We start from the raw sequence: 24165 nt of genomic DNA on the forward strand, positions 1-24165 counted from the left end.
CCGCGCATCCGAGCCACGAGACCTCGGCCACGGCAGGCCCCATGCGTGGCCGCTCGACCCCGCGCCGCCCGGCGACGAGGATGGAGCCATGACTTCCGGACCTGCCGACGACGGCGCACGACGCGCCCAGGGCAGCCTGCTGGTGCTCCTCGGGCTCGGCTGTCAGCAGGTGGGGGCGGCCCTGGCGGTCCTCGTCTTCCCCGCTGCGGGGCCTGTGGGCATGGTGGCCCTGCGCCTGGTGCTCTCCGCCGGCGTCTTGTGGGCCCTGGTCCGGCCCCGGGTCCGCGGCCTGTCCGCCCGGTCCTGGGGCGTGGCCGCCGGGTACGGACTCGTGCTGGCCGGTATGAATATCGCCTTCTACCTGGCGCTGGATCGCCTGCCGCTGGGCACCACGGTCACCCTGGAGATCCTGGGGCCGCTCACCCTGAGCGTCCTCGCGTCACGCCGGTGGCTCAGCGCACTGTGGGCCGGGACCGCCTTCGCCGGCGTCGCGATGATCGGCTGGGACCCCGCCACGGAGCTGGATCCCGTCGGCGTGGTCTTCGCTCTGCTGGCCGCGGCGCTGTGGGCCGCCTACATCATGATGACCAGGCGCACCGGTCAGGAGTTCACCGGACTGATCGGTCTGACCCTGGGCATGACCGTCGGCGGGCTGGCGGTCGCGCCCGTCGCCGTCGTCACCAGCGGTTCCGCGCTGTTCCAGCCGCACATCCTGCTGATCGGCCTGGGGGTGGCGCTGCTGTCCTCCACGGTGCCCTATGCGTTGGAGATGCTGGCGCTGCGGCGGCTGCCGCCCAGCGCCTTCGCGATCCTTCTGGCCCTGGCCCCGGCGATCGCGGCGGGCGCCGGATTCCTCCTGCTCGGCCAGCAGCTCTCGGTCCATGCGCTGCTGGGCATGGGACTGGTGGTGGTCGCCGCGATGGGATCGGTGCGCGGATGAGGCGCGCGGTGCGGCACCTTCCGGATCCGCGAGCAGGATCCGCGAGCAGGATCCGCGGGATTCAGCCCTCGCGGACGTCCACCACGATCACGGTGACGTTGTCCCGGCCGCCTTCGCGCAGCGCCTGGTGGATCAGCCAGTCCACGGTGTCCTGGGGGGAGCGTCCGGCGTCGAGGATGTCGGCGATCTGCTGGTCGGTCAGCTCTCCGGTGAGCCCGTCGGAGCAGATCAGCAGCCGCTGGCCGGCCTCCACCGGCGCCATCGTGTAGTCGCCGCTGAACAGGTCGCCGGCACCGAGGGCGCGGGTGATGACGTTGCGGTTCGGGTGGTCGCGGAGCTCCTCGGCGGTGATCATCCCGGACTCGAACATCTCCTGGACCTGCGAGTGGTCGCGCGTCAGCTGACGCAGCCGCCCGTCCTGGTGCAGATAGGTGCGCGAGTCACCGATGTTGAACACCAGCCACTGCAGCCGCTGGCCGGCCTCCACCAGCACCGCGCCGGTCAGCGTGGTGCCGGCCTTGGCGTCGGTGGCCTCGCGGATCCGCTCGTCGGCGTCGTCCAGGCAGGCCTGCAGCTCCACCCGGGTGATCGGCCCCGGAGCGGCGTCCCAGCCCTCGGCGAGCGCCTGCACCGCCAGGGCGGAGGCCACCTCGCCGGCCTCGTGGCCGCCCATGCCGTCCGCGACGGCGAACAGCGAGTCGGTGACCACCGACGCGTCCTCGTTGAGCTCACGGCGCAGACCGACGTGCGAGCCGTACCCGTAGTCCAGGTAGAGCCCGTGGTCCGGGCGCGGCTGCTGCTCGTCGTCCATGGTCGTCTGGTGCCCTTCGGTCAGTGGGTGCGGGAGATCCGTGCGGCGCGAGGGTGCGCCGGGTCACCAGACCATCATGTCACGATGAGGTCACGTTCCACAGCCGCGACGAGAGCTCAGGAGTTCTCCAGGACGATCCCCGTGCCGCCGGCGCGCAGCAGCATGTGCGGCTGCACCTCCCCGAACCCGCGCACGATCCGCGGCGGCTGCGGGACCAGCAGGTAGTCGTCCTCGGACTCCAGAGCCCGGGCCGTGACGGAGTCCACCAGGATGGTGCCGGGATCGGCCAGTGCCGTGAGCCGGGCCGCGAGGTTCACGGTGGGCCCATAGATGTCGCCCATCCGGGACAGCACGCGCCCCCAGACCACGGACACCCGGGCCTGGGGCAGGACGTCGTCGGCGGCGATCGTCTCGGCCAGGGCCAGTGCGATCTCCGCACCGGCCTCCGGGGTCTCGGCGTTGAACAGGACTTCGTCGCCGACGGTCTTGACGAGCCGACCGCCGCCGATGGAGATGATCTCCGCGCAGCGGGACTCGAAACGCTGCACGGTCTGCGCCAGAGTGCGTTCGTTCATGGTGCGGGACAGCGAGGTGTAGGAGACGAGGTCCGCGAAGCCGACGGCACGGGCCAGCGGCAGCGGAGAGTCGTGCTCGGAGCCGTCCCGGCCCTGGGCGGTGGCGGCCAGCCCGGACTCCACTCGCACAGTGAGCCGCTGCAGCGCCGCGGAGAGCTGCCGGCGCCAGGCGTAGCTCATGAGGCTCTCGATCGGCGCGATCAGCTCCGGCAGGGTCTCCACCACCTGGGTCCGTGCCGTGGCGTCGGAGAGCTGCTGGTTGGCGATCTTGTCCTCCACCAGCGCCTCGATCTGCCAGACCACCATGCGGTCGGTCATCTGGCCCACCGAACGGGTCAGCGAGATCGCGGTCTCCTCGTTGAGGTGGCCGTCGCGCACCAGCGAGATCATCGTGGACAGCGCCTCGACGTCGGCGTCGGTGAACGCCTTGACGTCATCGTCCAGGTTGGGGAAGCCCAGGGCGCGCCACAGCTTGCGGGCGGCGTGGGTGGAGACGCCGAGCTCGCGGGCCATCTCCCGGTAGGTCAGGGTGCGCTCGGCACCGAGCAGCCGGCGTTCCAGGTCCCGGATGCCGCGGTGCCAGTCCTGCTGCTCCACCGTGGGGATCGGGATCGCAGCAGTCTCCGGCGCCCGCTCCCAGCCGTCCGGCGCGGATCCCGACGACGACGCCGCGGCACCGGCCGGGGCCGGGGCCGCTGAGGCCGCTGAGGCCGCTGAGGCCGCTGAGGCCGCTGACCGTGCGGCCGAACGGGCCTCAGCGCGGGTCCGGCCCGCGGGACGTCCCGACCTCTCGTCTCCGGGGTCATGCGGGGTGTGCGCCACCGGCGCCGGCTCGGACGACGGATCGCCCTCCCGGGCACGTCCCTCACCAGCTCCGCCCTCACCAGAACTGTGTGGGCCGGCGTCCGGAGCAGGGGGAGCCGGAGGCGTGGGGGCAGTGGCGGCGGGTGAGTCCCCGGGCGCGCGCCGCACCCCACCGGGCACGGCCGCCGCGGGGCGGGGCAGGGCGATCTCTCCGGTGTGCAGGCTCGGCGTGGTGACGGGCCGCGGGGACGGGAAGTCGGACCAGTCGGACCGGGCGGCGGCGAGCTGCTCGTCGGTGTACCCGACGGCGTCGCGGTCGATCTCCCCGGTCTCACCGGTCAGACTGTGGGCCCCGGGATCCGCGTCGACGTCCTCGGCGGGGGGTCCCTCCGGGGGCGTGGACGCGTCTCCGGAATCGCCTTCCGGGGCGCCGAAGCCGCGCCGGCGGGCCCGCTCCCAGGCGAGCCGCCCATGCTCGGCCGGGCTCTCCTGGGGACCGGTCTGACGCCGGGCGGACTCGTCTCGAGACTCATCGACCATGGTCACACCGCCTGTCCCGGAGACTGTCCGAATCGTGGCTGCTGCCGGGGCGCCGCAGTGCCCGGCGGGGAGGAGTGCCCCTGAGGATGGGGGGACTGCTGGGCGGCGTGCTGCCGGGCGGCGGCCTGCCGGTAGGTGCTCAGCTCCTCGGCCATGACCGTGTGGAAGTGCTCGACGTCCGGCATGTCTGTCAGCACCGTGCGCTGCTGCTGACCGTAGGCGCCGTGCAGCAGCACCAGATCGCCGGCTCCCTGGACGGCCTGCAGCCGCGACTGCTTCAGCTGCACCTCGGACATCAGCCCCAGCGGCACCACCACCGGCTGAGGGGCGCCGAGGATGTTCTTCTGCACCACCCGCAACGTGGTGAGGTAGGTGTGCCGCAGCGCCCACCGCAGCAGGGGGCGGAGCGTACCGAGCACCAGGACCAGACCGCCGGCCACCCAGATCAGGAACACGCCGATGTGGCTGTAGTACCGGATGAACTCCGGCTGCGAACCGCGGGACACGTAGCCGAGGAGGAAGCTCATCACGGTGACCGTGACGAGCAGGTTCACCAGGGCCGGGATCAGCGCACGAAGATGAGCGCGTGTGCGCACGACGACCTGTTCGCCGTCCACGAGCTTCAGCTTCATCGCGTGCCCTCGTCCTCCGCTCTGATCAGGTCAGACCTGTGCCGCCGGTCCGGCGAGGTCCGCGGCCAGTCTACCCGTGGGTCTCAGGCCTGCGCCCGCCGCAGGTGGATGACGTCTCCGGCGGAGAACGGCCGTCGCCGCTGCACCGCCGAGCCCTCCACCGCCTCCCACGGCGCCTCCGGCGCGCTCCGACGCCGGGTGACCTCCACCTGCAGGGAGCCGTCGTCCTGCAGCCCGACCGCGGTGCCGCTTTCGGCTCCCCCACCGGGCAGCTCCACACGCACCTCCTGGCCGAGGGTGTCCATGACCTCCTGCACGCGGGCACCCAGCGCACTGTCCCGCACGGAGCCGCGGGCCGCAACGCCCTCCAGGTCGGCGAGGTTCTGCGCCAGACGCTCCAACAGTGCGGCGAGCACCTCGGTGCGCAGCGTCGCGAGGTCGGGCGACCCCGCCCCGGCCGCCGACGCCCGTCCCTCGCCCAGTCGATCCAGCTCCAGCAGCACCGAGGTGGACGTCGGCGTCGGCAGGTCCTCGGCGCGCAGCAGCACGTTGATCCCGATCCCCAGCACCACGGTCACCCCACCGGCGGCGCCCGCAGGGACGGGCGCCAGCACCGCCAGGATTCCGGAGATCTTGCGCCCGTCGATGTGCACGTCGTTGGGCCATTTCAGCTGCGCCGGGATGCCGTGGCGCTCCCGGAGAACCTCTACGAGGCTCAGGCCGGCCACCAAAGAGATCCAGGGCAGCTGGCGCGTGGGGTCGACGCCGTCGCGTCCCGGACGCAGCACCACGGAGGTGGACAGCGAGGTCCGCGGAGGCGAGGACCAGCCGCGGCCGAGCCGACCGGTGGCCCCCGTCTGCTCCTCCGCGGTGAGCACGGACAGATGCGGCCAGGTCTCGGCGAAGCCCGGCTCCCCGGCCGCCCGAGAGAGCTGCAGGTTGGTGGAGTCGACAGCCTCGACCACCCGCAGCCGGGAGTACGGGCCCTCGGCGACCAGCTGCTGACGCAGCCACGCGGCGTCCAGGGGCGACGCCGTCGTCGGCTGCTGCTCGCCGCCGGTGTTCACTGTGCCGCCGAGGGCCTCGGTGCTCGCTGTGCTTCCTGTGCTGTCCTGTGTCATGCGGCTCCTCCGCCTCCTGCAGCTGCGCGGTGCCGTAGGAGGGCACCTGATGACCGGGCGCCGAGACCCGGCCGGAGCGACCGGAGGTCAGCGGCTCAGAGGAAGATGTCCGGGATGAGCTCGCGCCCGTGCTCCACAGCGTAGTCGGAGAGGTCCTCCACGCCCGCGGCGGCCAGCACCTTCTCGTCGGTGAGGAATTCTCCGGTGCGGCGTCCGGCGGCACCGGAGAGCAGCGCGAGCGCCGCATCCGCGACCACTCCCGGGGTGCGGGCCGAACGGATCATCTCCTCCCCTCCGGGCATCGCCCGGATGGCCGCGGTGTCGATGAGGGTGGCGGGCCACAGGGAGTTCACGTCCACGCCGTCGGCGGCCAGCTCCTGAGCCAGGCCGGCGGTCGTCATGGACATGCCGTACTTGGCCATCGTGTAGCCCAGGTGGCGGCCGAACCACTGCGGGTCCAGGCGCCCGTCGGCGCCGGTCAGCGGCGGAGACAGGGTGAGGATCTGCGCGTGGCGGCCGTCGGCGGCGGCCTGACGCAGATGCGGCATCGCCGTCTTGGACAGGTGGAAGGTGCCGCGGACGTTGATGTCGTGCATCAGGTCGTAGCGCTTCATGTCCAGGGCCTCGGTGGTGGACAGATCGATGGCCGACGCGTTGTTGATGACGATGTCCACGCCACCGAACTCGCTGACCGTGGTGTCCACGGCGCGGAGCACGTCGGCGTCCTCGCGCAGATCCCCGACGATCGCCAGGCCGCGGCCTCCGGCGGCCTCGACGTCGGCCACGGCGGTGTGGACGGTGCCGGCGAGCTTGGGATGCGGGGTGTCGGTCTTGGCGAGCATGGCGATGTGGGCACCGCGCCCGGCGAGCGCGACGGCGATGGCGTGCCCGATGCCGCGGCTTCCGCCGGACATCAGCACGCGGGCGCCGTGGAGATCCCGGGGGCCGATCAGCTGGGTGGGCGTCGTGGCGGGGGTGGGTGCTGCTGGCTCAGTCATGCCCTCAATTCTACTCATGAGTAACCCCCATCTGTCATCTGCGTCACATCGACATCCGACCCCCGGGCCAGCCTTGTAGGGTTCCTACAGTCGTCAGACCCCTGCCCCGGGCTAGACTGGCCGCTGGATTGTAGAGTTCCTGAAGGATCCGGCAGTGACCCCGATGACGCCCCGCGCGTCCCGCGGCGCCGCCGTCCACCCGACCGCCGGAGAAAAGGGTTCCCCACGGACGATGAGCACCTCCCCCCGCACTGACGCCAGCGCCAGCACCGACGGCCGCACCGCCCCGAAGCCGGGCGCGGAGCATGATCTGGCGACCACCGCCGGGAAGCTGGCCGAGTTCCGCCGCCGTCGGGACCAGACCCACGCTCCCGCCGGGGAGGCAGCCGTGGAGAAGCAGCACTCCCGCGGCAAGCACACGGCCCGCGAGCGCATCGAGATGCTGCTGGACCCCGACTCCTTCGTGGAGCTCGACGCCCTGGCCGTCCACCGGTCCACCTCCTTCGGCATGGAGAAGAAGAAGCTGCTCGGCGACGGCGTCGTCTCCGGCTACGGCACCATCGACGGTCGTCTGGTCGCCGTCTACTCCCAGGACTTCACCGTCTTCGGCGGCTCCCTCTCCGCGGTCAACGGGGAGAAGATCGTCAAGGTCCAGGAGTTCGCCGCCCGCAACGGATGCCCGGTGATCGGCATCAACGACGGCGGCGGCGCCCGCATCCAGGAGGGCGTGGCCTCCCTGGCCATGTTCGCCGACATCTTCCGGAACAACGTCCACTCCTCCGGCGTGGTTCCCCAGATCACCCTGATCATGGGCCCCTCGGCCGGCGGGGCGGCCTACTCCCCGGCTCTGACCGACTTCGTGATCATGGTGGACAAGTCCTCCCACATGTTCATCACCGGCCCCGATGTCATCAAGTCGGTCACCGGCGAGGACGTGGACATGGAGACCCTCGGCGGGGCGCGGCAGCACAACACCACCACCGGCACCGCCGCCTACCTGGCCTCCGACGAGGAGGACGCCCTCGAGTTCGTCAAGGAGCTGCTGGAGTTCCTGCCGCTGAACAACCTCGCCGAAGCCCCCGTGGAGCCGGCCGAGGAGCGGGCGAAGATCGAGGCCGAGGACGAGGCGCTGAACACCCTCATCCCCGACTCCGCCAACCAGCCCTATGACATGCACGTCGTCATCGAGCAGATCCTCGACGACGGCCACTTCCTGGAGCTGCAGGCCCTCTACGCCCCCAACGTGGTGATCGGACTGGGCCGGGTGGAGGGCCGCAGCGTCGGCGTCGTCGCCAACCAGCCCTCCCAGTTCGCCGGAACCCTGGACATCGCGGCCAGCGAGAAGGCCGCCCGCTTCGTCCGCTTCTGCGACGCGTTCAACATCCCGATCCTCACCCTGGTGGACGTGCCCGGCTTCCTCCCCGGCACCGACCAGGAGTTCAACGGCATCATCCGCCGCGGGGCCAAGCTGCTCTACGCCTACGCCGAGGCCACCGTCCCCAAGATCACGGTGATCACCCGCAAGGCCTTCGGCGGGGCCTACATCGTCATGGGCTCCAAGAAGCTCGGCGCCGATGTGAACCTCGCCTGGCCCACCGCGCAGATCGGTGTGATGGGCGCCCAGGGTGCGGTCAACATCCTGCACCGTCGGGAGCTGGCCGCCGTGGAGAGGGAAGGCGGAGACGTCGAGGCCCGGCGCGCCGAGCTCATCGACGACTACGAGACCGAGCTGCTCAACCCCTACCAGTCCGCCGAGCTGGGCTACATCGACGCCGTCATCGAGCCGGCCGAGACGCGCTGGCAGGTCACCAAGGCACTGCGGGCGACCTTCCACAAGCGGGAGGCACGGCCGGCCAAGAAGCACGGCAACATCCCGCTGTGACCCGCCGCACCTGCAGCACCGAGACCGCCGCTGGGCCCCGCCGGGCCCGACGTCCAGGAAGGAGGCGACGCCGATGACCGAGACCACCCAGGGCCCGACCGAGGGGGACTCCCCGGAGGCACCCGTCCTGCAGCTCACCGGCACCCCGCTGGGCGCGGAGGAGCTCGCCGCGGTGGCCGCCGTCGTCGGGCGCCTCGCCACCGCGGAGCCTGTGGAGGACGCCGACGCCGGAGGGACCGGCCCGCGGGACCGTACTCTGCAGCGGCGCCGCCATCTGGGCCTGTGGGGCCGCCCCGGCACGGACTCCTGGCAGCACGCGGCAGGACTGAGGTGACCCGGTGAGCGCACATCATGACAAGACTCCCCGACTGATCCTCGCCTCCGCCTCCCCCAGCCGCCGTCAGATCCTCGAGGAGGCCGGCCTCGACTTCGAGGTCGTCGTCTCCGAGGTGGACGAGCCCGCCGTCGTGGCCTCCGCCGTCGAGGCACTCGGACCGCTGACCCCCGCCGAGGAGGCGCTGTTGCTGGCCCGCACCAAGGCCGAGGACGTCGCCTCCCGAGGCGCGGCCCGCGGCGCCCTGGTGCTGGGCTGCGACTCCGTCTTCGAGCTCGACGGCGTCGCCTACGGCAAGCCCTATGAGGTGGAGGTGGCGGTGCAGCGCTGGCGGCAGATGCGGGGCGCCACCGGCATCCTGCACACGGGCCACTGGCTGGTGGACGCCTCGAGCGCCACACGCACCACCGGCTCCAGCTGGCTGGGCCAGAAGCCCGGCCACGACGGCGAGCTGAAGGCCGCCGGCGAGACGGTCTCCACTCGCATCACCTTCGGCCGGCCCACCGATGAGCAGATCCGCGACTACGCCGAGTCCGGGGAGCCCCTGCACTGCGCGGGGGCCTTCACCCTGGAGGGCGCGGCCGCGGAGTTCATCGAGCACGTCGACGGCGACCGGGAGTCGGTCATCGGCGTCTCGCCTGCCGCGTTGGCCCGGCTGCGCGCCCAGCTGGCGCCTGAGGCCCCTCCCGTGTCGAGCGGCCGTGAATGACGGGATCTCCGGCGATGCGGCGGCGTGTCGCCGGGCAGATGCCGTCAGAATCGGCCACCAGATGAAGAATTCGCAGCGTCCACCCCGACTACCAGGAGTGCAGAAGAGACCATGACCCAGTTCAGCAAGGTGCTGATCGCCAACCGCGGCGAGATCGCGGTGCGGGTGATCCGTGCGGCCCGTGACGAGGGGCTGTCGACCGTCGCCGTCTACGCCGACCCGGACCGCGACGCCGTCCACGTCACCATGGCCGACGAGGCCTACTCCCTGGGCGGAGCCACCGCGGCGGACAGCTACCTGGTGGTCGAGAAGATCCTGGAGGCCGCCCGCGCCACCGGTGCGGACGCCGTGCACCCCGGCTACGGCTTCCTCTCCGAGAACGCCGACTTCGCCCGTGCCGTGCGCCTGGCCGGACTGACCTGGATCGGCCCCTCCCCCGAGGCCATCGAGACGCTGGGCGACAAGGTCTCCGCCCGCCAGCTGGCCGAGAAGGTCGGCGCCCCGCTGGCGCCCGGCACCAAGCAGCCGGTCAAGGACGCCAAGGAGGTCATCAGGTTCGCGGACAAGCAGGGTCTGCCCATCGCCATCAAGGCCGCCCACGGCGGCGGCGGGCGCGGCATCAAGGTGGTCCGCGAGCATGAGGAGATCACCGAGCTCTACGAGTCCGCCGTCCGCGAGGCCACCGCGGCCTTCGGGCGGGGCGAGTGCTTCATCGAGCGCTACCTGGACGCGCCGCGGCACGTGGAGACCCAGTGCCTGGCCGACGAGCACGGCACCGTGGTGGTGGTCTCCACCCGTGACTGCTCCCTGCAGCGGCGCAACCAGAAGCTCGTGGAGGAGGCTCCCGCGCCGTTCTTGAGCCGCCAGCAGAACCGGCAGCTCTATCGCGCCTCGAAGGCGATCCTCCGCGAGGCCGGCTACACCGGCGCCGGGACCTGCGAGTTCCTGGTGGGCCGCGACGGCACCATCAGCTTCCTGGAGGTCAACACCCGCCTGCAGGTGGAGCACCCGGTCTCCGAAGAGGTCACCGGCATCGACCTGGTCCGAGAGCAGTTCAGGATCGCCCGCGGCGAGCGGCTGGGCTACGACGACCCGGAGGTCCGCGGCCACAGCATCGAGTTCCGCATCAACGGCGAGGACGCCGGACGGAACTTCATGCCCGCCCCCGGCAAGCTCGAGCGCTTCGACCTGCCCAGCGGGCCGGGCGTGCGCGTGGACTCCGGCGTGCGCGCCGGGGAGACGATCTCCGGGGCCTTCGACTCCATGATCGCCAAGCTGATCGTCACCGGCGCCACCCGGGAGCAGGCCGTCCAGCGGGCCCGCCGCGCCCTGGCGGAGATGACCGTCGAGGGCATGCCCACGGTGATCCCCTTCCACCGCCAGGTCCTCGAGGATCCGGCGTTCGTCCCCGAGCTGGCCGAGCACGACGGCGGCCACGGCCACCGGAAGGCGCCGACGTCGTTCTCGGTGCACACCCGGTGGATCGAGACCGAGTTCGACAACACGATCCAGCCGTTCAACATGCTGGCCGCTCACGCCGATCCCGAGCACGAGGAGGAGCGCGCCTCCGTGGTCATGGAGGTCAACGGCAAACGCGTCACCGTCGGACTGCCTGCCTCTCTGGCGGCCGGCAAACTCGCCACCCAGGCGGGCAAGAAGCGACGCCGCAAGCGCACCGCCGCAGCCACCGGCGCCTCCGGGGACCAGCTGACTTCGCCCATGCAGGGCACCATCGTGAAGGTCCACGCCAAGAACGGGGACAAGGTGGCCGAGGGCGACCTGATCCTGGTGCTGGAGGCCATGAAGATGGAGCAGCCGCTGACCGCCCACAAGGCCGGCAAGCTCAAAGGGCTCAAGGCGGAGGCCGGCGCCTCGGTGAGCGCGGGAGAGGTGCTCGCCACGATCGAGGGCTGAGCAGCCGCACTCCGGGATGGCCCCGGAGGGATTGTCGCCGGACGTCGTCTCAGTGCGCGTCGTCCGACGATCCCTCCGGGGTCATCGTGCGTCCGGGGCAGGATCTCACCATGCGGACAGTTGCTGTTGCGCTATACCAGGACCGCACCGACCGGCGTAATGTGTCGATGCCTTCGCACACGACTCACCTCCCCGAGGAGACCTGTCCCATGTCCACCACGACTCGCCCTGACCTGGACCCGGCTGAACCCGCCGGTCCCAGGGATGGCTCCGCCGCCTCCGCGTCCGGCCTCGTCGACGACACCTCCGATCCGAACAGCACGGTGCCGCGCCGACGGATCATCTTCGCCTCGCTCATCGGCACCACCATCGAGTTCTACGACTTCTACATCTATGCGACGGCGGCCGTCTCGATCTTCCCCCTGCTGTTCTTCTTCGGTGATGAAGGCACCGCCCTGCTGGCCTCGATGGCCACCTTCGGCGCCGCCTTCGTGGCACGTCCCGTCGGCTCCATCATCTTCGGCCACTTCGGCGACATCGTGGGGCGCAAGGCCACGTTGGTCGGCGCCCTGCTGACCATGGGCATCGCCACGTTCATCATCGGACTGCTGCCCACATACCACCAGATCGGGATCTGGGCACCCGCAATGCTGACCATCCTGCGTTTCTGTCAGGGTCTGGGTCTGGGCGGGGAGTGGTCGGGCGCCGCCCTGCTGGCGTCCGAGACCGCACGCCCCGGCAAGCGGGCCCAGGCCGCCATGTGGCCGCAGCTGGGCGCCCCCTTCGGCTTCATCCTCGCCAACGGCCTCTTCCTGCTGCTGGCCACCCTCTTCGACTATCAGTCCACCGCGACCGACCTCACCGACCCGTTCCTGGTGTGGGGCTGGCGTCTGCCGTTCATCCTGTCCATCGTGATGGTCGCCGTCGGGCTCTACGTGCGACTGCGCATCGAGGAGACTCCGGTCTTCGCCCGGGCGATGAAGAACAACGAGCGGGTCAAGGCCCCCATCGGCGAGGTGTTCCGCAAGAACTGGTGGGAGATCATCCTCGGCACGTTCATCATGCTGGCCACCTACGGCCTCTTCTACATCATGACCACCTGGGTCCTGTCCTACGCCATCGGCTCCGCGGGCACCGGCGGCCTCCACTACGACTACCAGTCGTTCCTCGTCCTCCAGGTGCTGGCGATCCTGTTCTTCGCGGCGTTCGTGCCGGTGGCCGGCCACCTCGCCGACCGCTTCGGACGGCGACCGATGCTCATCACGGTGACCGCGGCGATCATGGTCTTCGGGACCACGTTCGGCATCTGGCTCGACGCCGGCTCCATGGGCACGGGCGACGACCTCAACATTTGGCAGATGCTGCTGTTCCTCAGCGTGGGCATGGCCCTGATGGGCCTGACCTTCGGACCGATGTCCGCCGTCCTGCCGGAGCTGTTCCCCACGAACACCCGGTACACCGGCTCCGGGGTCGCCTACAACGCCTCCTCCATCCTGGGCGCGGCGCTGACCCCCTTAGCCGCGACCTGGCTGGTCCAGAACTACGGAGTCCACGCCGTCGGCCTCTACCTGGCAGGGCTCGGGGCACTCACGCTGATCGCCCTGGTGCTGTCTCCGGAGACGAAGACCAAGTCCCTCTACACCCCCGGGACGGAATGAGCTGAGCGCTCCGCCCACCGTCGAGGTGCGGTCTCATCGTTCCTCACCGTTGACCCCGGAGGGATTGTCGCTAAACGCCGCTTCAGCGCGTGCATTCCGACAATCCCTCCGGAGTCAACGCTGTGTCCAGGCCCTCAGTAGTACACCGCCAGGGGCCCGTTCGGTCCCTGCACCACCTGCACCTCGGTATTGAACACTCGGGTCAGGACGTCGTCGCGCATGATCTCGGCCGGAGTGCCGTGCTCCACCACCTGCCCGTCCTTCATGGCCAGGATCCTGTCCGAGTAGTGGGCGGCGAAGTTGATGTCGTGCAGCACGATGACCACGGTCCGGTCGAGCTCGTCGGCAGCACGGCGCAGCTGCTTCATCATCGCCACCGCGTGCTGCATGTCCAGGTTGTTCAGCGGCTCGTCCAGCAGCACGTAGTCGGTGTTCTGCGCCAGCACCATGGCTACATACGCCCGCTGTCGCTGCCCGCCGGAGAGCTGGTCCAGATACCGGTCCTCCAGGTCGGTGAGGTCCAGGAAGTCGATCGCCTCGGAGATGTACTTCTCGTCCCCCAGCGTCAGCCTGCCCTTCGAATAGGGGAAGCGCCCGAAGCTGACCAGCTGCCGCACCGTGAGCCGGGTGACGAAGTGGTTCTCCTGGCGCAGCACGGAGATGATCTTCGCGATCGCCTTCGAGGGCGTGTTGACGACGTCGTGGCCGGCCACCTCGATGCGCCCAGAGTCCAGGCTCAGCAGCCGGCCGATCATCGTGAGGATCGTGGACTTTCCCGCCCCGTTGGGGCCCACCAGGGCGGTGATCCCGCCGGCGTCGATGTCGACGCTGACCGGCCCGATCGACACGGACGAGGAGTAGGCCTTGCTGACATCGGTCAGGGAGATCACAGGCGTCCCTTTCGCAGGAGGAAGAACAGGAAGACGAGCCCGCCGACGAGCTCCACGATCACCGTCACCGCTCCCCCCGCGTCCCAGACGTGGCGCAGGACGAAGTAGCTCGCGGAGAGGACCGCGTAGCCGCACAGGAACCCGAGCGGGAAGAGGTGCCGGTGCGAGTAGGTGTCGCCGAACTGGTAGGCCAGGGCGGCGGTGAGGAAGCCCAGGAACATCATCGGACCCACCAGCGCGGTGGCCAGGGAGACCAGGATGGAGACCAGCAGCAGGATCTTGATGACCTCCCGCTTGTGGTTCAGCCCCAGGTTGGTGGCATTGTCCTTCCCCAGCGCGATGACGTTGAGCTTCGGCGCCCACAGCCACAGCACGACGGCGACGGCGAGCGCGATCGGGATCGCGTAGGGCAGGTACTCGGCCCGGGCGTTGGAGAGGTTGCCGAAGAGCCGTGCGGTGAGCACGTCGAACTCGGAGGGGGTGAGCATCCGCTGCATGAAGGTGGACAGCGAACCCAACGTGCCGCCGAGCACCACACCCACCAGCAGCATGATGTGGATATTGGAGAACTTCCCGGACAGCAGCCACGTGTAGAGGCCGGTGGCCAGCAGCATCATGACCGCCATCTGCAGGAAGAACTGCGGAACGCCCACCAGCATGACGACCCCGGTGATGCCGAAGAGGTAGACGAATCCGGTCTGGATGGCGGTGTAGAGGGAGCCGAAGCCCATGATGCCGGGGGTGATGATCCGGTTGTTGACCGCCGTCTGGAAGGCGATGGTGGCCATGGCGTGGCACAGGGCGACGACGGCGATGGTCAGCAGGGAGTCCCGCCGCATCCCGGCGATGAGCCACCACCCGTCGGAGCCCACGGGCATGGGGTTGTTGTAGAACAGGATCCCGGCCGTGGAGCCCAGCGAGATGAGGATCAGCACAGCGGTGACCAGTGCGTAGACCCGACGGTGCCGCCGGCCGGTGAGGGGCCCGGAGCGGCGCGACTGCTGCGGCGCCTGTTGCGTCCCCCTCTGCGCGGGCGCGTCCTGCGCGGTCTTGAGCATCACGTGACGAGTCCTCCCTTGCGGCGCTGCCTCAGCAGCAGCCCGATGAACACGATCCCACCGACCAGGCCCAGCACCATGGAGACGGGGACCTCGAAGGGAGCGATGATGACCCGGCCGATGAGGTCGCACAGGGTCACAGTGGAGATCCCGACCAGACACACCCAGGGAAGGTTGCTGCGCAGGTCGTCGCCGCGGAACAGGGCCACGATGTTGGGCACCACCAGGCCCAGGAACGGCAGGGTCCCCACCACGGTGGCGGTGACCCCGGTGGCGACGGCGACCATGGCGGTGCCCATGAACAGCACGAGCGTGTAGTTCAGCCCCACATTGGTGGCCATGTCCTTGCCGAGCCCGGCGGCGGTGAACTGATCGGCCACCAGAAACACCAGCACGGTGACGGCCAGCACGATCCACATCAGCTCATAGCGGCCCTGGATCACGCCGGTGAAGGATCCCTGGAACCAGATGCCGAGCGTCTGGAGGGTGTCGGTCATCAATGCCAGATAGGTGGTGAAGGAGCTGACCACCGCACCGAGCATGATCCCGATGATGGGCACGATGAGGCTGGACTTCAGCGAGACCCGGCGCAGGAACAGGAAGAACACCATGGTGCCCAGGAACGCCATCGCCACGGCAGCGGACATCCGGGCCAGCAACGAGGCGGTGGGGGCCAGCCACATGACCAGGATGAGACCGAGTCCTGCCCATTCGGTGGTCCCGGTGGTGGTGGGCTCCACGAAGCGGTTCTGCGTCAGCAGCTGCATGATGACCCCGCACATGGCCATCGAGGCTCCGGCGAGCACGAGCGCGACGGTCCGCGGGATGCGAGTGATGCCGAACATCCAGAAACTGCCCTCGGCGAAGACGTCGAACTGCCCCACCAGCAGTGAGGCGGCCAGCAGGCCGAGGGTGACGACGACGGCGAGCAGGAACGACGGCGTCAGCAGCGGGCGCCGTCGGGAGCGCTGCTCGTCGACGAGGATGTCGCGGCTCGTGTAGGCGATGTCCTGCCGCAGCGTGGAGGTCATGGTGTCTTTCCGGGTGGGTCAGGTGCAAGGGCACGGCCGAGCCCCGCCCGTGAGAAGACGGCCGGGGCTCGACCGGCTCAGCGGTCGGCGTCGAGGACGCTCACCGGGCGGCCTCGAGCGCGTCGGCGAAGTCCTCCAGGAACTCGGTGTAGGCCTGGATGTCCTCGGTGAGGTACATGTTCTGCGGCATGTAGACGATCTGGTCCTCCTGCACCGCAGTGACCTCCTGCAGCGCCGGGGAGTCGGCGATCAGCTCGCCGGCCGGGGTGTACTCGGGGTCGTCGGGAGCCATGCCGTCGCGGTCCAGGACGATGATCCAGTCCGGGTTCGAATCGGCGATGGCCTCCACGGAGATGTCGTCGCCCTCATGGTCGCTGGACTGGTCGTCGACCTCCAGCGCCGGGACGAGGTCGAACTCCTGGAAGATCGGGGCCACGCCGCGGCCCTGGTTCGGGCCGGCGTAGTTGATGTCCCCGCCGGAGGTCAGCACTCCCATCACGCTGGAGTCGCCGTCGTAGGCGGCCTCCACCCGGTCCATGGCGGCCTGCAGACCCTCGACGAGCTCGGCGGCCTCGTCCTCGGCCTCGAATACCTGGCCGAGCTTTTCGGTCATCTCGATGAGCCCGTCGAAGAATGTCTCCGGGTCGGTGGTGGCCTCGTCGAACTCAAGGATCACGCTGTCATCCGGCAGCAGGGCGGCGATGTCGTCGTAGTACTGCTGGTAGCGCTGCCCGGTGACGACCAGGTCCGGCTCCGCGGCGACGATGAGCTCGAGGTTGGGCTCACGGTGGTTGCCGGTGTCGAGGATGTCCTCGTCGTCGGCGTAGTCGGTGATCCCGGTGCCCATCAGAGCCCGGGCGGCGACGGTCAGCTCGACGCCGAAGTCCTCCAGCGTGCGGAAGGTGCGGTTGTCGAACGCGCCGACGGACTCGATGGAGTCCACGTCGATCTCATGGGTGCCGTGGTCGTCGTCGATGGTGACGACACCGGCACCCTGTGACGACGAGGCCGCGTCGGCGTCGGATCCCGCCTCGGATCCGGCGTCGGACCCGGCGGATGCGTCGGAGCAGGCGGTCAGCGCCAGGGCGGCGACGGCGAGCACGGACAGCCCGGCGGCGGCACGGGAGGTGGAGCTGGTGGTCTCAGCAGAGGTCATGGGGCCTTCCTCAAGGTCACGGGTCGGCGCCGGTGCGGGGCGGCCGACAGTGGTGGAGTGTGTGATGGACTCGGGTGCGAGGCGGCGGGTCGGACCACAGACTGCGAAAGAGGTCACACCTACCTTCGCCGAATGACTTAGCCCAGCCTAAGCAAATAAGAACCTATCGACTTGGCTAATGCGCTGCAAGTTGGTGACGACCCCATGACGGATCGCAGCCCTCCACAGCCTCGTCGGACCGGACGGACCAGCATTCGAGGGCGGCTCCGGCTAGGCTGGCGGAGATGTCTGAGACCTCTGCGCTCGCCCCGCTGCTGACGCCCGAGGGCTGGGAGCTGCTGAACTCGCTCCCGCCCTATGATGCCGACGACGCCGCCCGGCTCAACACCGAGCTGCGGCGCGCCGGCCACTCGCCGGAGCTGGTGGCCGCCGCACTGACGCAGTCCCGCCTGCGCCGGGACGCCGCAGCGAAGTTCGGTGACTTCGCCGCCCGGATGCTGTTCACCCAGGACGGGCTGCAGCAGGCCACCCGACTGCCCGTGGCGGCGGGTCACGCCCGGCGCTTCCGCGAGGCGGGCCTCACCCATGTGGCAGACCTGGGATGCGGCCTGGGAGGCGATGCGCTGGCACTGGCCTCCCTGGGACTGGAGGTCATCGCCGTCGACGCCGACGAGGATGCCGCCGCGGCGGCGACGATGAACCTCACGCCGTTCCCAGAGGCCGAGGTCCGGCACACCACCGCGGAGGCCTTCGTCGCGGAGGTGGGCCTGACGATCGGCCAGCCCGACGAGCCGGACGGGACAGACAGGACAGACGGGGCAGACAGGACAGACGGTCCGGGCGGCGCCCCCGCCGGCTGGGGCCTGTGGCTGGATCCGGCGCGCCGGGATGCGGGCCGCGGGCACAGCGCCGACGGCGCCTCGCGCCGCATATGGGACCCGGAGTCCTTCTCTCCGCCGCTGAGCTTCGTGACCTCGCTGGCCGCCACTGGCATCCCCCTGGGCGTGAAGCTGGGGCCGGGGATCCCGCATGAGCTCATCCCCGCCGACTGCGAGGCCGAGTGGGTCAGTGTGGACGGCCACGTGGTGGAGGTGGTCCTGTGGTTCAACGCACTGGCGCGCCCCGGGGTGCGACGCGCAGCGACTGTCCGCAGCGCGGACGCCGTGGAGGAGCTGACCTCCGCCGCTGAGTTCGGCGAGCGCCCCGACGCCGAGGCCCTGGGCCCGGACGGGCTCTCCGGACTGCTGTGTGAGCCTGACGGCGCCGTGATCCGCGCCGGGCTGGTCTCCGATCTGGCCGAACGGCTCGGCGGAGCCATGCTGGACGAGCACATCGCCTACTTCGTGCTCCCCGACCGGGCCGCGCCGCCGTCGACCTCCGCCGTCCGGTGCCACCGCGTGGTGGAGGTCTTCCCGTTCCAGGTCAAGCGACTGCGCGCCTGGGTGCAGGAGCACGGCGTGACCAGCGTGGAGATCAAGAAGCGCGGGGTGGACGTGGTGCCGGAGACGCTGCGCAAGCAGATCCTCGCCGGGCAGGACCGGCGCGGCAAGAATGGACGCAGGAAGGACGGACGGGAGAGGACCGCCGCGACGGCGGATCTGGCGCCCGCCGGACCCCGGCACCGCACCCTGGTGATCACGCGGGTCGGCGACCAGCGGCTGGTCGCCGTCGTCGAGCCGGTCTGAGGTCCCGGGCTTGTCTCAGGCGCCGGTGCGACGCCCGGTGCTGCCGTCGAATCAGGCGCCTGGCTTCCGCTGCGCCTGACTCATCCGCGTGAGGTCAGGCGCTCAGCCAGCCAGGCGTCCAGCTCCCGATGGATGGCCGCCGGAGATTCGACCGGCCCCAAGTGTCCGACGCCTGCGAGCGTGGTCGTCTCCGGGTCCCCGGGGAGGGCGCGACGGAGCCGGTGGGCCTGCTCGACTGCGATCCAGGGGTCGTCCTCACCCCAGCCGATGCGCACCGGGCAGCGCAGCTCGCCCAGGCGGTCGACCACCGGGCGGGTGTCCTCCACCCGCAGCTGGGAGATCTGGCGGTAGAAGGCCGCCTGACCCGTGGGGCCCAACCACGGTTCGGTGAGGATCTCCACCCAAGCCGGAGTCAGGGGCTGACGTGCGGCTCCGGCGATGTACTCGCGGACCAGGGCGGCATGCAGCTCCGGCGGAAGCTGGGAGAAGACCTCCTGATGGGCCGATACGAGGCGGAAGAACGGTGAGCCCCACGGCTCCAGCGCGACGATGTCCCAGAGATGCAGGGAGGCATAGTCCCGCCCGTGCAGAAGGTGCGCGCCGAGGGCGACCGCGCCGCCGATGTCATGAGCGATCACCGAGGGCGCGGAGAGCCGCCAGCGGTCCAGCAGCTGGGCGAAGCGGCGCATCTGCGACCCCAGATCCACCGGAACCTGTTCCTCCTTCGCGGAGGCGCCGTAGCCGGGCATGTCCCACAGGCGCACCCGCCGATGCCGCGCCAGGTGACGGGCCGCCGCGCTCCACACGGCCGCAGACCACGGCGTACCGTGGCAGAGCACCACATCCGGTCCACGGGGCGGCCCATCGGGCTCCAGGAGCCAGGTCGCAACGGCGACGCCGTCGACATCGATGAAGGTGGGCTCAGGAAGGAGGACTGCGTCGTGCGACATGTCAGGAATCTATCTCTCCAGGCTTCGGGCGGCCAACACCTTCCGGCGGCTCAGCAGACCGAGTGGCCGACCTCGTGTTCCCCCACCGGAGTCGGCAGGGCGCCCGGCGCCGGGGCGCCGGCCAGGACCTCCACCAGGGCCGTGAAGCTCTCCTCCCCGCGTCCATAGAGGGCCACCTGGGTCTCGGCCGGGTGCAGACGCAGCGGCTCGGGACGGTCCAGGGCCACCACGACGTCGGCGCCCTGCGACGGCGGCGCCCCCGGCGCCACCAGGCCGATCACGGTGCCTCCGGCGCCCAGCTGATGGCCGGCCGCCTGCAGCGCCGACTCCAATCGCGCGCGGTCCTGCTCCTGTCCGCCGACCACCGTCACCGGACCCTGCAGGACATCGGCCTCGCACTGGCCGGCGACCAGCGTCACCGCGTGACGGGCGACGGCGGCGGCGACCTCGGCGGCGCCGTCGCCCGTGTCCTCACCAGCGTCCTCGCCCGCGTCCTCGCCCGTGATGCTGGGCAGGTCGGCGTACCCGCCGCCGTCCTGTTCGACCTCCTCCTCGAGGCCCTGAAGGACCTCCGGCAGGGCGACGCCGGGGCCGGCGTCGAGCTCCCCGGCAGCCAGATCCTGCTGCCAGAGCATCAGCGCGACCACCCGCTCGGCGGCCTCCGTCAACCGGTCCTCCTCGAGCCGCCCCGACTCCACCGCGTCGACGATCGCCGCGTGGGCGGTACGCACATCCGAGGGCATCAGCAGCAGGTCAGCACCGGTCTCCAGGGCCCGCACGGGCGCCTCGGCCGGACCGGCCTGGTCCACCACGGCGGCCATGTTCAGCGCGTCGGTGACGATCACGCCGTCGTGCCCCATCTCGCGCAGCCGCTCATAGGCCGCCGGCGACAACGACGACGGCACCCCGGCCTCCAGGGCGGGGACGTCGAGGTGCCCCATCATGATCATCGGGGCGCCGGCCTCGATCACCTGCTGGAAGGGCGCCCAGTCATGGTCCTCCAACTCGCTCAGCTCGGCAGGCTGGACCGGCAGCGTGAGGTGGGAGTCCTCGGTGACGCCACCGTGGCCGGGGAAGTGCTTGGCCGAGCCGGCCAGACCGCCCTCGGCGAGCCCGCGGAGCCCTGCGAGCGCCAGGTCGGCCACCAGCTGGGGGTCAGCACCGAAGGATCGGGAGCCGATGGCCACATCCTCAGCGCCGAGGGTGACGTCCGCATTCGGGGCGAAGTCCATGGTGAAACCAAGCTCCGCCAGGTCCTCCCCCATGGCCCGGTGCCCCAGCGCCGCCAGGGCGTCATGACCGGCGACTGCGGCCTCCTCTGCGGCCTCGTCCGGGGCTTCCTCTGGGGCTTCGTCCGAGTGCTGTCCGTCCAGCGCTCCGAGGCGCGCGGCACCATACGCCATGGGCGCGGGCCACTCCGTCAGCGGGTGCCCCACCCGTGTCACCAGGCCGCCCTCCTGGTCCACGGCGACCACCGCGGGCCAGTCCCGGGACACGGCGGCCTGATGCAGGGTGTCCAATTCACCGGCGAGGGCATCGAGGTCCGCACCGTCCTCGCCGCGGGGAACGTTGTCCCCCATCACGATGGCCCCGGCCAGGTGGAGCTCCTCGATGAGCCCTGCCATGCCGGAGGCGTCGGTGCCGCCGTACTCCCCCACGAGCACCTGCCCGGCCTGCTCGTCGATGCTCAGCTCAGCGACCGCCGCGGCCGCCGCATCACGGTGCTGGTCTCCCGGTCCGGCCAGGGCCGCCTCACGGGCCGCGAACGCCTCCCGACGCTCTTGCTCGTCCTGCTCCTGCTGGTCCCGCTCCTGCTGGTCCTGGTTCTGCCCGTCTCCGCTCGCCCCACCACCGGTGCCGTCAGCGTCGTCCCCGGCGCCGCCGTCGTCGCCCGAAGCGCAGGAGCTCAGCAGCAGGGCCGGAACCATCAGCAGGGGCGCCAGACGGCGCAGCGCCGAAGTCATCCGGCCAGCCGCCCGGGGAGCATCAGGAGACGAAGAGATCATGGCCCCAGGGTATCCAGCGTGCGGCATCGAGCGCGCATCGGGCGCCGGGCCCTGGCGACCGTCTCTGACGACCGTCTCCGATGACCGTCTCCGATGACCGTCTCTGACGGCGTCGCGGTCCCCACTCCAGGGACCCACCGGACCGCTGACGCGCTTCATGCCCGGGCCCCATCCCTGCAACGGGGACAGCGATCCTCACCTGAGGCGCCGCGAGACGCGCGAAGGTCGCCTCACCGAAGGCGGAGGGGCGCCCTGTCCCCGGTATCCTGAAGCTCCCCGCCTGTCGTCCCAGCTGAGGAGCCCCCATGGACCTGCCCTTCGCTCCCTCGGAGCGCTCGACCCTCGGCCTTGAATGGGAGCTCGCCCTGGTGGACAGGTCCTCCGGGGATCTGCGCTCCGTGGCGGAGCATGTGCTCACCGCCTGCCTGGACGACGCCCGAAACCCAGGCGTCGAGCCCCATGAGGACGAGGAGCACCCGTATGTGAAGCGGGAGCTGCTCACCAACACGGTGGAGATCATCACCGAGGTGTGCGACGACGTGGCCGAAGGGGTCGGCTCCCTGCGGGAGACCGCCCAGCAGGTGCTGCGCCACTGCGACCCGCTCGATGTGGAGCTCTACTCCCAGGGATCCCATCCCTTCGCCCCGCCCACCGAGCAGCCGGTCACCGACAAGGAGCGGTACGCGGAGCTGATCCGCCGCACCCAGTGGTGGGGCCGCCAGATGGTGATCTACGGGGTCCACGTGCACGTGGGGCTGGACGATCGCCGGCAGGCCATGCCTGTGGTGGACGGCCTGCTCAACTTCTACCCGCACTTCCAGGCGTTGTCGGCGTCGTCGCCGTACTGGTCCGGGGAGGACACCGGCTACGCGTCCCAGCGGGCGCTGATGTTCCAACAGCTGCCCACCGCCGGGCTGCCGTTCCAGTTCGAGGACTGGTCCGGCTTCGAGCACTGCGTCGGGGACCTGGCCCACACCGGGGTCATCGACGACGTCACCGAGGTCCGCTGGGACGTCCGCGCCGTGCCGCGGTTCGGCACCGTGGAGATGCGCATCTGCGACGGCCTGGCCACTCTGGAGGAGATCGCCGGGATCGCGGCCCTGACCCAGTGCCTGGTGCATTCCCTGGTGGAGCGGATCGAGGACGGGGAGAAGATCTCCACCATGCCGCCGTGGTTCACCCAGGAGAACAAGTGGCGGGCCGCCCGCTACGGGATGGACGCCATCATCATTCTCAACGCCGACGGCGACGAGGAGCTGGTGACCGACCACCTCTCCCGCGAGCTCGAACGGCTCGAACCGGTGGCGAAGCGTCTCGGCTGCGCCGACGAGCTCGCCCTGGTCGAGGACATGATGCGCGAGGGCCCCGGCTACCAGCGGCAGCGCAGGGTCGCGGAGAACCACGACGGCGACCTGCGGCAGATCGTGCTGGACTCCTCCGCCCGCACCCGGATGTCCATCAACGGGGGCCGGACCGTCTGAGGGGCGGGGAGCCGGTCACCGGCGGGCTTCCAGGTCGAGACCTGCGACGACCGCGAGGTCCTGCCAGGACATCCCTGTCCCTTTGAAGATGTTCGGACAGTCCTGCCGACGAGTCACCTCCCCACGGACAACGGCGGCCAGGTCCCAGAGGTTCTCCCCCTCTCGTGGGAGCAGACCTTCGCAATGGGCCAGCACAATGTCGCCCGCCTCTCGGAATGCGGTCTCTCGGTCCTCGACGGTCACCAGCGAGCGGCTGAGCAACTGACCTGGCAACTCCCGTCGGGTCGGCTGGTGCGAGCCCACAGCGGCGACGAAAGCGCCAGCACGAATCCATGAATTCTCGACGACCGGATCTGCCGAAGATGTAGCGCACACGACGATGTCTGCCTCGGCGACGTCCTTCGGGCGTCCTGCGGTGGCCCTGTGCCCCCGCTCGCTGAGCTGATCCAAAGCGACACGGGCTCGTCCCTCGTTCCGGCCGATCAGCTTGACGGACCGAATCTGCCGAATCCGTGCCACGGCCTCCACATGCTCCATCGCCTGAGGGCCGCTGCCGAAGACCACGAGGTGAGAGGCCTCGGGGTCTGCCAGCCGGTCGCAGGCCACCGCTGTGGTCGCTGGCGTACGCAGTGAGGTCAGGCCGGCGCCGTCCACCAGGGCCCTCGGCGTGAGGGTCTCGGCGTCCATCAGCACATAGACTGCTTGAATCCGTGGCAACCCCTGCCGGGGGTTGTCTGGCGCCACCGAAGCGACTTTCACCCCGACCCAACGTCCCACGGCCGAGGGCATCAGCAGCAGATGGCCCGAGCCGGCTTCCACGTGCTGTCGTGCCGGATCCCCCGCGGGGTCGTACCCATCCACCAATGCTCCTTCGATCAGCTCACGCGCGCGGTCCGGGGTGATCTGGCGCCGGACTTCCTCCGCGGAGATGAGAGGGAGATCCTTCAGGGTCTGAAGCATGGCGAGGTCCTCCTCGGCAGCGATGGTATG

Annotated in this window: 20 protein-coding genes; 8 read left to right on the top strand and 12 right to left on the bottom strand. The window is 70.4% G+C overall.

Translation table 11 applies throughout. The features are described from left to right. Positions 1-88 precede the first annotated feature (88 nt). On the top strand, positions 89-940 hold the full coding sequence (locus tag ABD658_RS06455) for an EamA family transporter (RefSeq protein WP_070162285.1): 852 nt from the start codon (positions 89-91) through the stop codon (positions 938-940). A 61-nt stretch (positions 941-1001) separates the two neighbouring features. Here ABD658_RS06455 and ABD658_RS06460 read toward each other — a convergent pair whose 3' ends face one another. From ABD658_RS06460 to ABD658_RS06480, 5 genes are all read right to left on the bottom strand, one after another. Continuing rightward, positions 1002-1751: a PP2C family protein-serine/threonine phosphatase gene (locus ABD658_RS06460; RefSeq protein ID WP_344684006.1), complete on the bottom strand. Its 750-nt coding sequence runs from the start codon at positions 1749-1751 to the stop codon at positions 1002-1004. A gap of 116 nt (positions 1752-1867) precedes the next feature. Continuing rightward, positions 1868-2938, bottom strand: coding sequence for an adenylate/guanylate cyclase domain-containing protein (locus ABD658_RS06465; protein ID WP_070162290.1), 1071 nt, complete (start codon positions 2936-2938; stop codon positions 1868-1870). A gap of 734 nt (positions 2939-3672) precedes the next feature. Beyond that, on the bottom strand, positions 3673-4302 hold the full coding sequence (locus ABD658_RS06470; RefSeq protein ID WP_070159435.1) for a hypothetical protein: 630 nt from the start codon (positions 4300-4302) through the stop codon (positions 3673-3675). Between the two features lie 83 nt (positions 4303-4385). After that, a complete protein-coding gene (locus ABD658_RS06475) occupies positions 4386-5423 on the bottom strand; it encodes a biotin--[acetyl-CoA-carboxylase] ligase (RefSeq protein WP_344684001.1) in 1038 nt (345 codons plus the stop codon). Positions 5424-5518: 95 nt separating this feature from the next. Continuing rightward, positions 5519-6421, bottom strand: coding sequence for an SDR family oxidoreductase (locus ABD658_RS06480; RefSeq protein ID WP_344683999.1), 903 nt, complete (start codon positions 6419-6421; stop codon positions 5519-5521). 232 nt (positions 6422-6653) lie between these two features. On the opposite strand from ABD658_RS06480, the gene ABD658_RS06485 reads away from it, so the two are divergent. From ABD658_RS06485 to ABD658_RS06505, 5 genes are all read left to right on the top strand, one after another. Beyond that, positions 6654-8303: an acyl-CoA carboxylase subunit beta gene (locus ABD658_RS06485; RefSeq protein ID WP_344683997.1), complete on the top strand. Its 1650-nt coding sequence runs from the start codon at positions 6654-6656 to the stop codon at positions 8301-8303. A 73-nt stretch (positions 8304-8376) separates the two neighbouring features. After that, positions 8377-8637, top strand: coding sequence for a hypothetical protein (locus ABD658_RS06490; RefSeq protein WP_344683995.1), 261 nt, complete (start codon positions 8377-8379; stop codon positions 8635-8637). A 4-nt stretch (positions 8638-8641) separates the two neighbouring features. Continuing rightward, positions 8642-9346 carry a Maf family protein gene (locus ABD658_RS06495; RefSeq protein WP_344683993.1) on the top strand — a complete coding sequence of 235 codons (705 nt, stop codon included), beginning with the start codon at positions 8642-8644 and terminating at the stop codon, positions 9344-9346. A gap of 111 nt (positions 9347-9457) precedes the next feature. Next, positions 9458-11260, top strand: a complete 1803-nt coding sequence (locus tag ABD658_RS06500) for an acetyl/propionyl/methylcrotonyl-CoA carboxylase subunit alpha (protein WP_311024472.1) — start codon at positions 9458-9460, stop codon at positions 11258-11260. A 209-nt stretch (positions 11261-11469) separates the two neighbouring features. After that, positions 11470-12918, top strand: a complete 1449-nt coding sequence (locus ABD658_RS06505; RefSeq protein WP_344683990.1) for an MFS transporter — start codon at positions 11470-11472, stop codon at positions 12916-12918. Positions 12919-13052: 134 nt separating this feature from the next. Here ABD658_RS06505 and ABD658_RS06510 read toward each other — a convergent pair whose 3' ends face one another. The 4 genes from ABD658_RS06510 to ABD658_RS06525 form a co-directional block, all read right to left on the bottom strand. After that, positions 13053-13808, bottom strand: a complete 756-nt coding sequence (locus tag ABD658_RS06510; protein WP_311024474.1) for an iron ABC transporter ATP-binding protein — start codon at positions 13806-13808, stop codon at positions 13053-13055. Continuing rightward, complete coding sequence (locus ABD658_RS06515; protein ID WP_344684085.1) at positions 13805-14866, bottom strand: iron chelate uptake ABC transporter family permease subunit; 1062 nt, start codon at positions 14864-14866, stop codon at positions 13805-13807. The genes ABD658_RS06510 and ABD658_RS06515 overlap by 4 nt, the downstream gene beginning before the upstream one ends. After that, positions 14866-15897, bottom strand: coding sequence for an ABC transporter permease (locus ABD658_RS06520; RefSeq protein WP_344683986.1), 1032 nt, complete (start codon positions 15895-15897; stop codon positions 14866-14868). Before ABD658_RS06520 ends, ABD658_RS06515 begins: the two co-directional genes overlap by 1 nt. A gap of 100 nt (positions 15898-15997) precedes the next feature. Continuing rightward, positions 15998-17053 carry a siderophore ABC transporter substrate-binding protein gene (locus tag ABD658_RS06525; RefSeq protein WP_311024475.1) on the bottom strand — a complete coding sequence of 352 codons (1056 nt, stop codon included), beginning with the start codon at positions 17051-17053 and terminating at the stop codon, positions 15998-16000. A 284-nt stretch (positions 17054-17337) separates the two neighbouring features. Here ABD658_RS06525 and ABD658_RS06530 point away from each other — a divergent pair, with 284 nt between their 5' ends. Then, complete coding sequence (locus tag ABD658_RS06530; protein ID WP_344683984.1) at positions 17338-18738, top strand: THUMP-like domain-containing protein; 1401 nt, start codon at positions 17338-17340, stop codon at positions 18736-18738. An 80-nt stretch (positions 18739-18818) separates the two neighbouring features. Here ABD658_RS06530 and ABD658_RS06535 read toward each other — a convergent pair whose 3' ends face one another. Both ABD658_RS06535 and ABD658_RS06540 read right to left on the bottom strand, forming a co-directional pair. Next, positions 18819-19688, bottom strand: coding sequence for an alpha/beta fold hydrolase (locus tag ABD658_RS06535; protein WP_311024477.1), 870 nt, complete (start codon positions 19686-19688; stop codon positions 18819-18821). A gap of 50 nt (positions 19689-19738) precedes the next feature. Beyond that, positions 19739-21694: a glycoside hydrolase family 3 N-terminal domain-containing protein gene (locus ABD658_RS06540; protein WP_344683980.1), complete on the bottom strand. Its 1956-nt coding sequence runs from the start codon at positions 21692-21694 to the stop codon at positions 19739-19741. Between the two features lie 305 nt (positions 21695-21999). On the opposite strand from ABD658_RS06540, the gene ABD658_RS06545 reads away from it, so the two are divergent. Further along, positions 22000-23175, top strand: coding sequence for a glutamate--cysteine ligase (locus ABD658_RS06545; protein ID WP_344683977.1), 1176 nt, complete (start codon positions 22000-22002; stop codon positions 23173-23175). 15 nt (positions 23176-23190) lie between these two features. On the opposite strand, the gene ABD658_RS06550 is transcribed toward ABD658_RS06545, so the two are convergent. Next, complete coding sequence (locus ABD658_RS06550) at positions 23191-24135, bottom strand: ornithine cyclodeaminase family protein (protein WP_344683975.1); 945 nt, start codon at positions 24133-24135, stop codon at positions 23191-23193. Between the last annotated feature and the right edge of the window lie 30 nt (positions 24136-24165).

This window comes from Nesterenkonia aethiopica (assembly GCF_039534665.1).
In the GTDB taxonomy this organism is placed as follows: domain Bacteria; phylum Actinomycetota; class Actinomycetes; order Actinomycetales; family Micrococcaceae; genus Nesterenkonia; species Nesterenkonia aethiopica.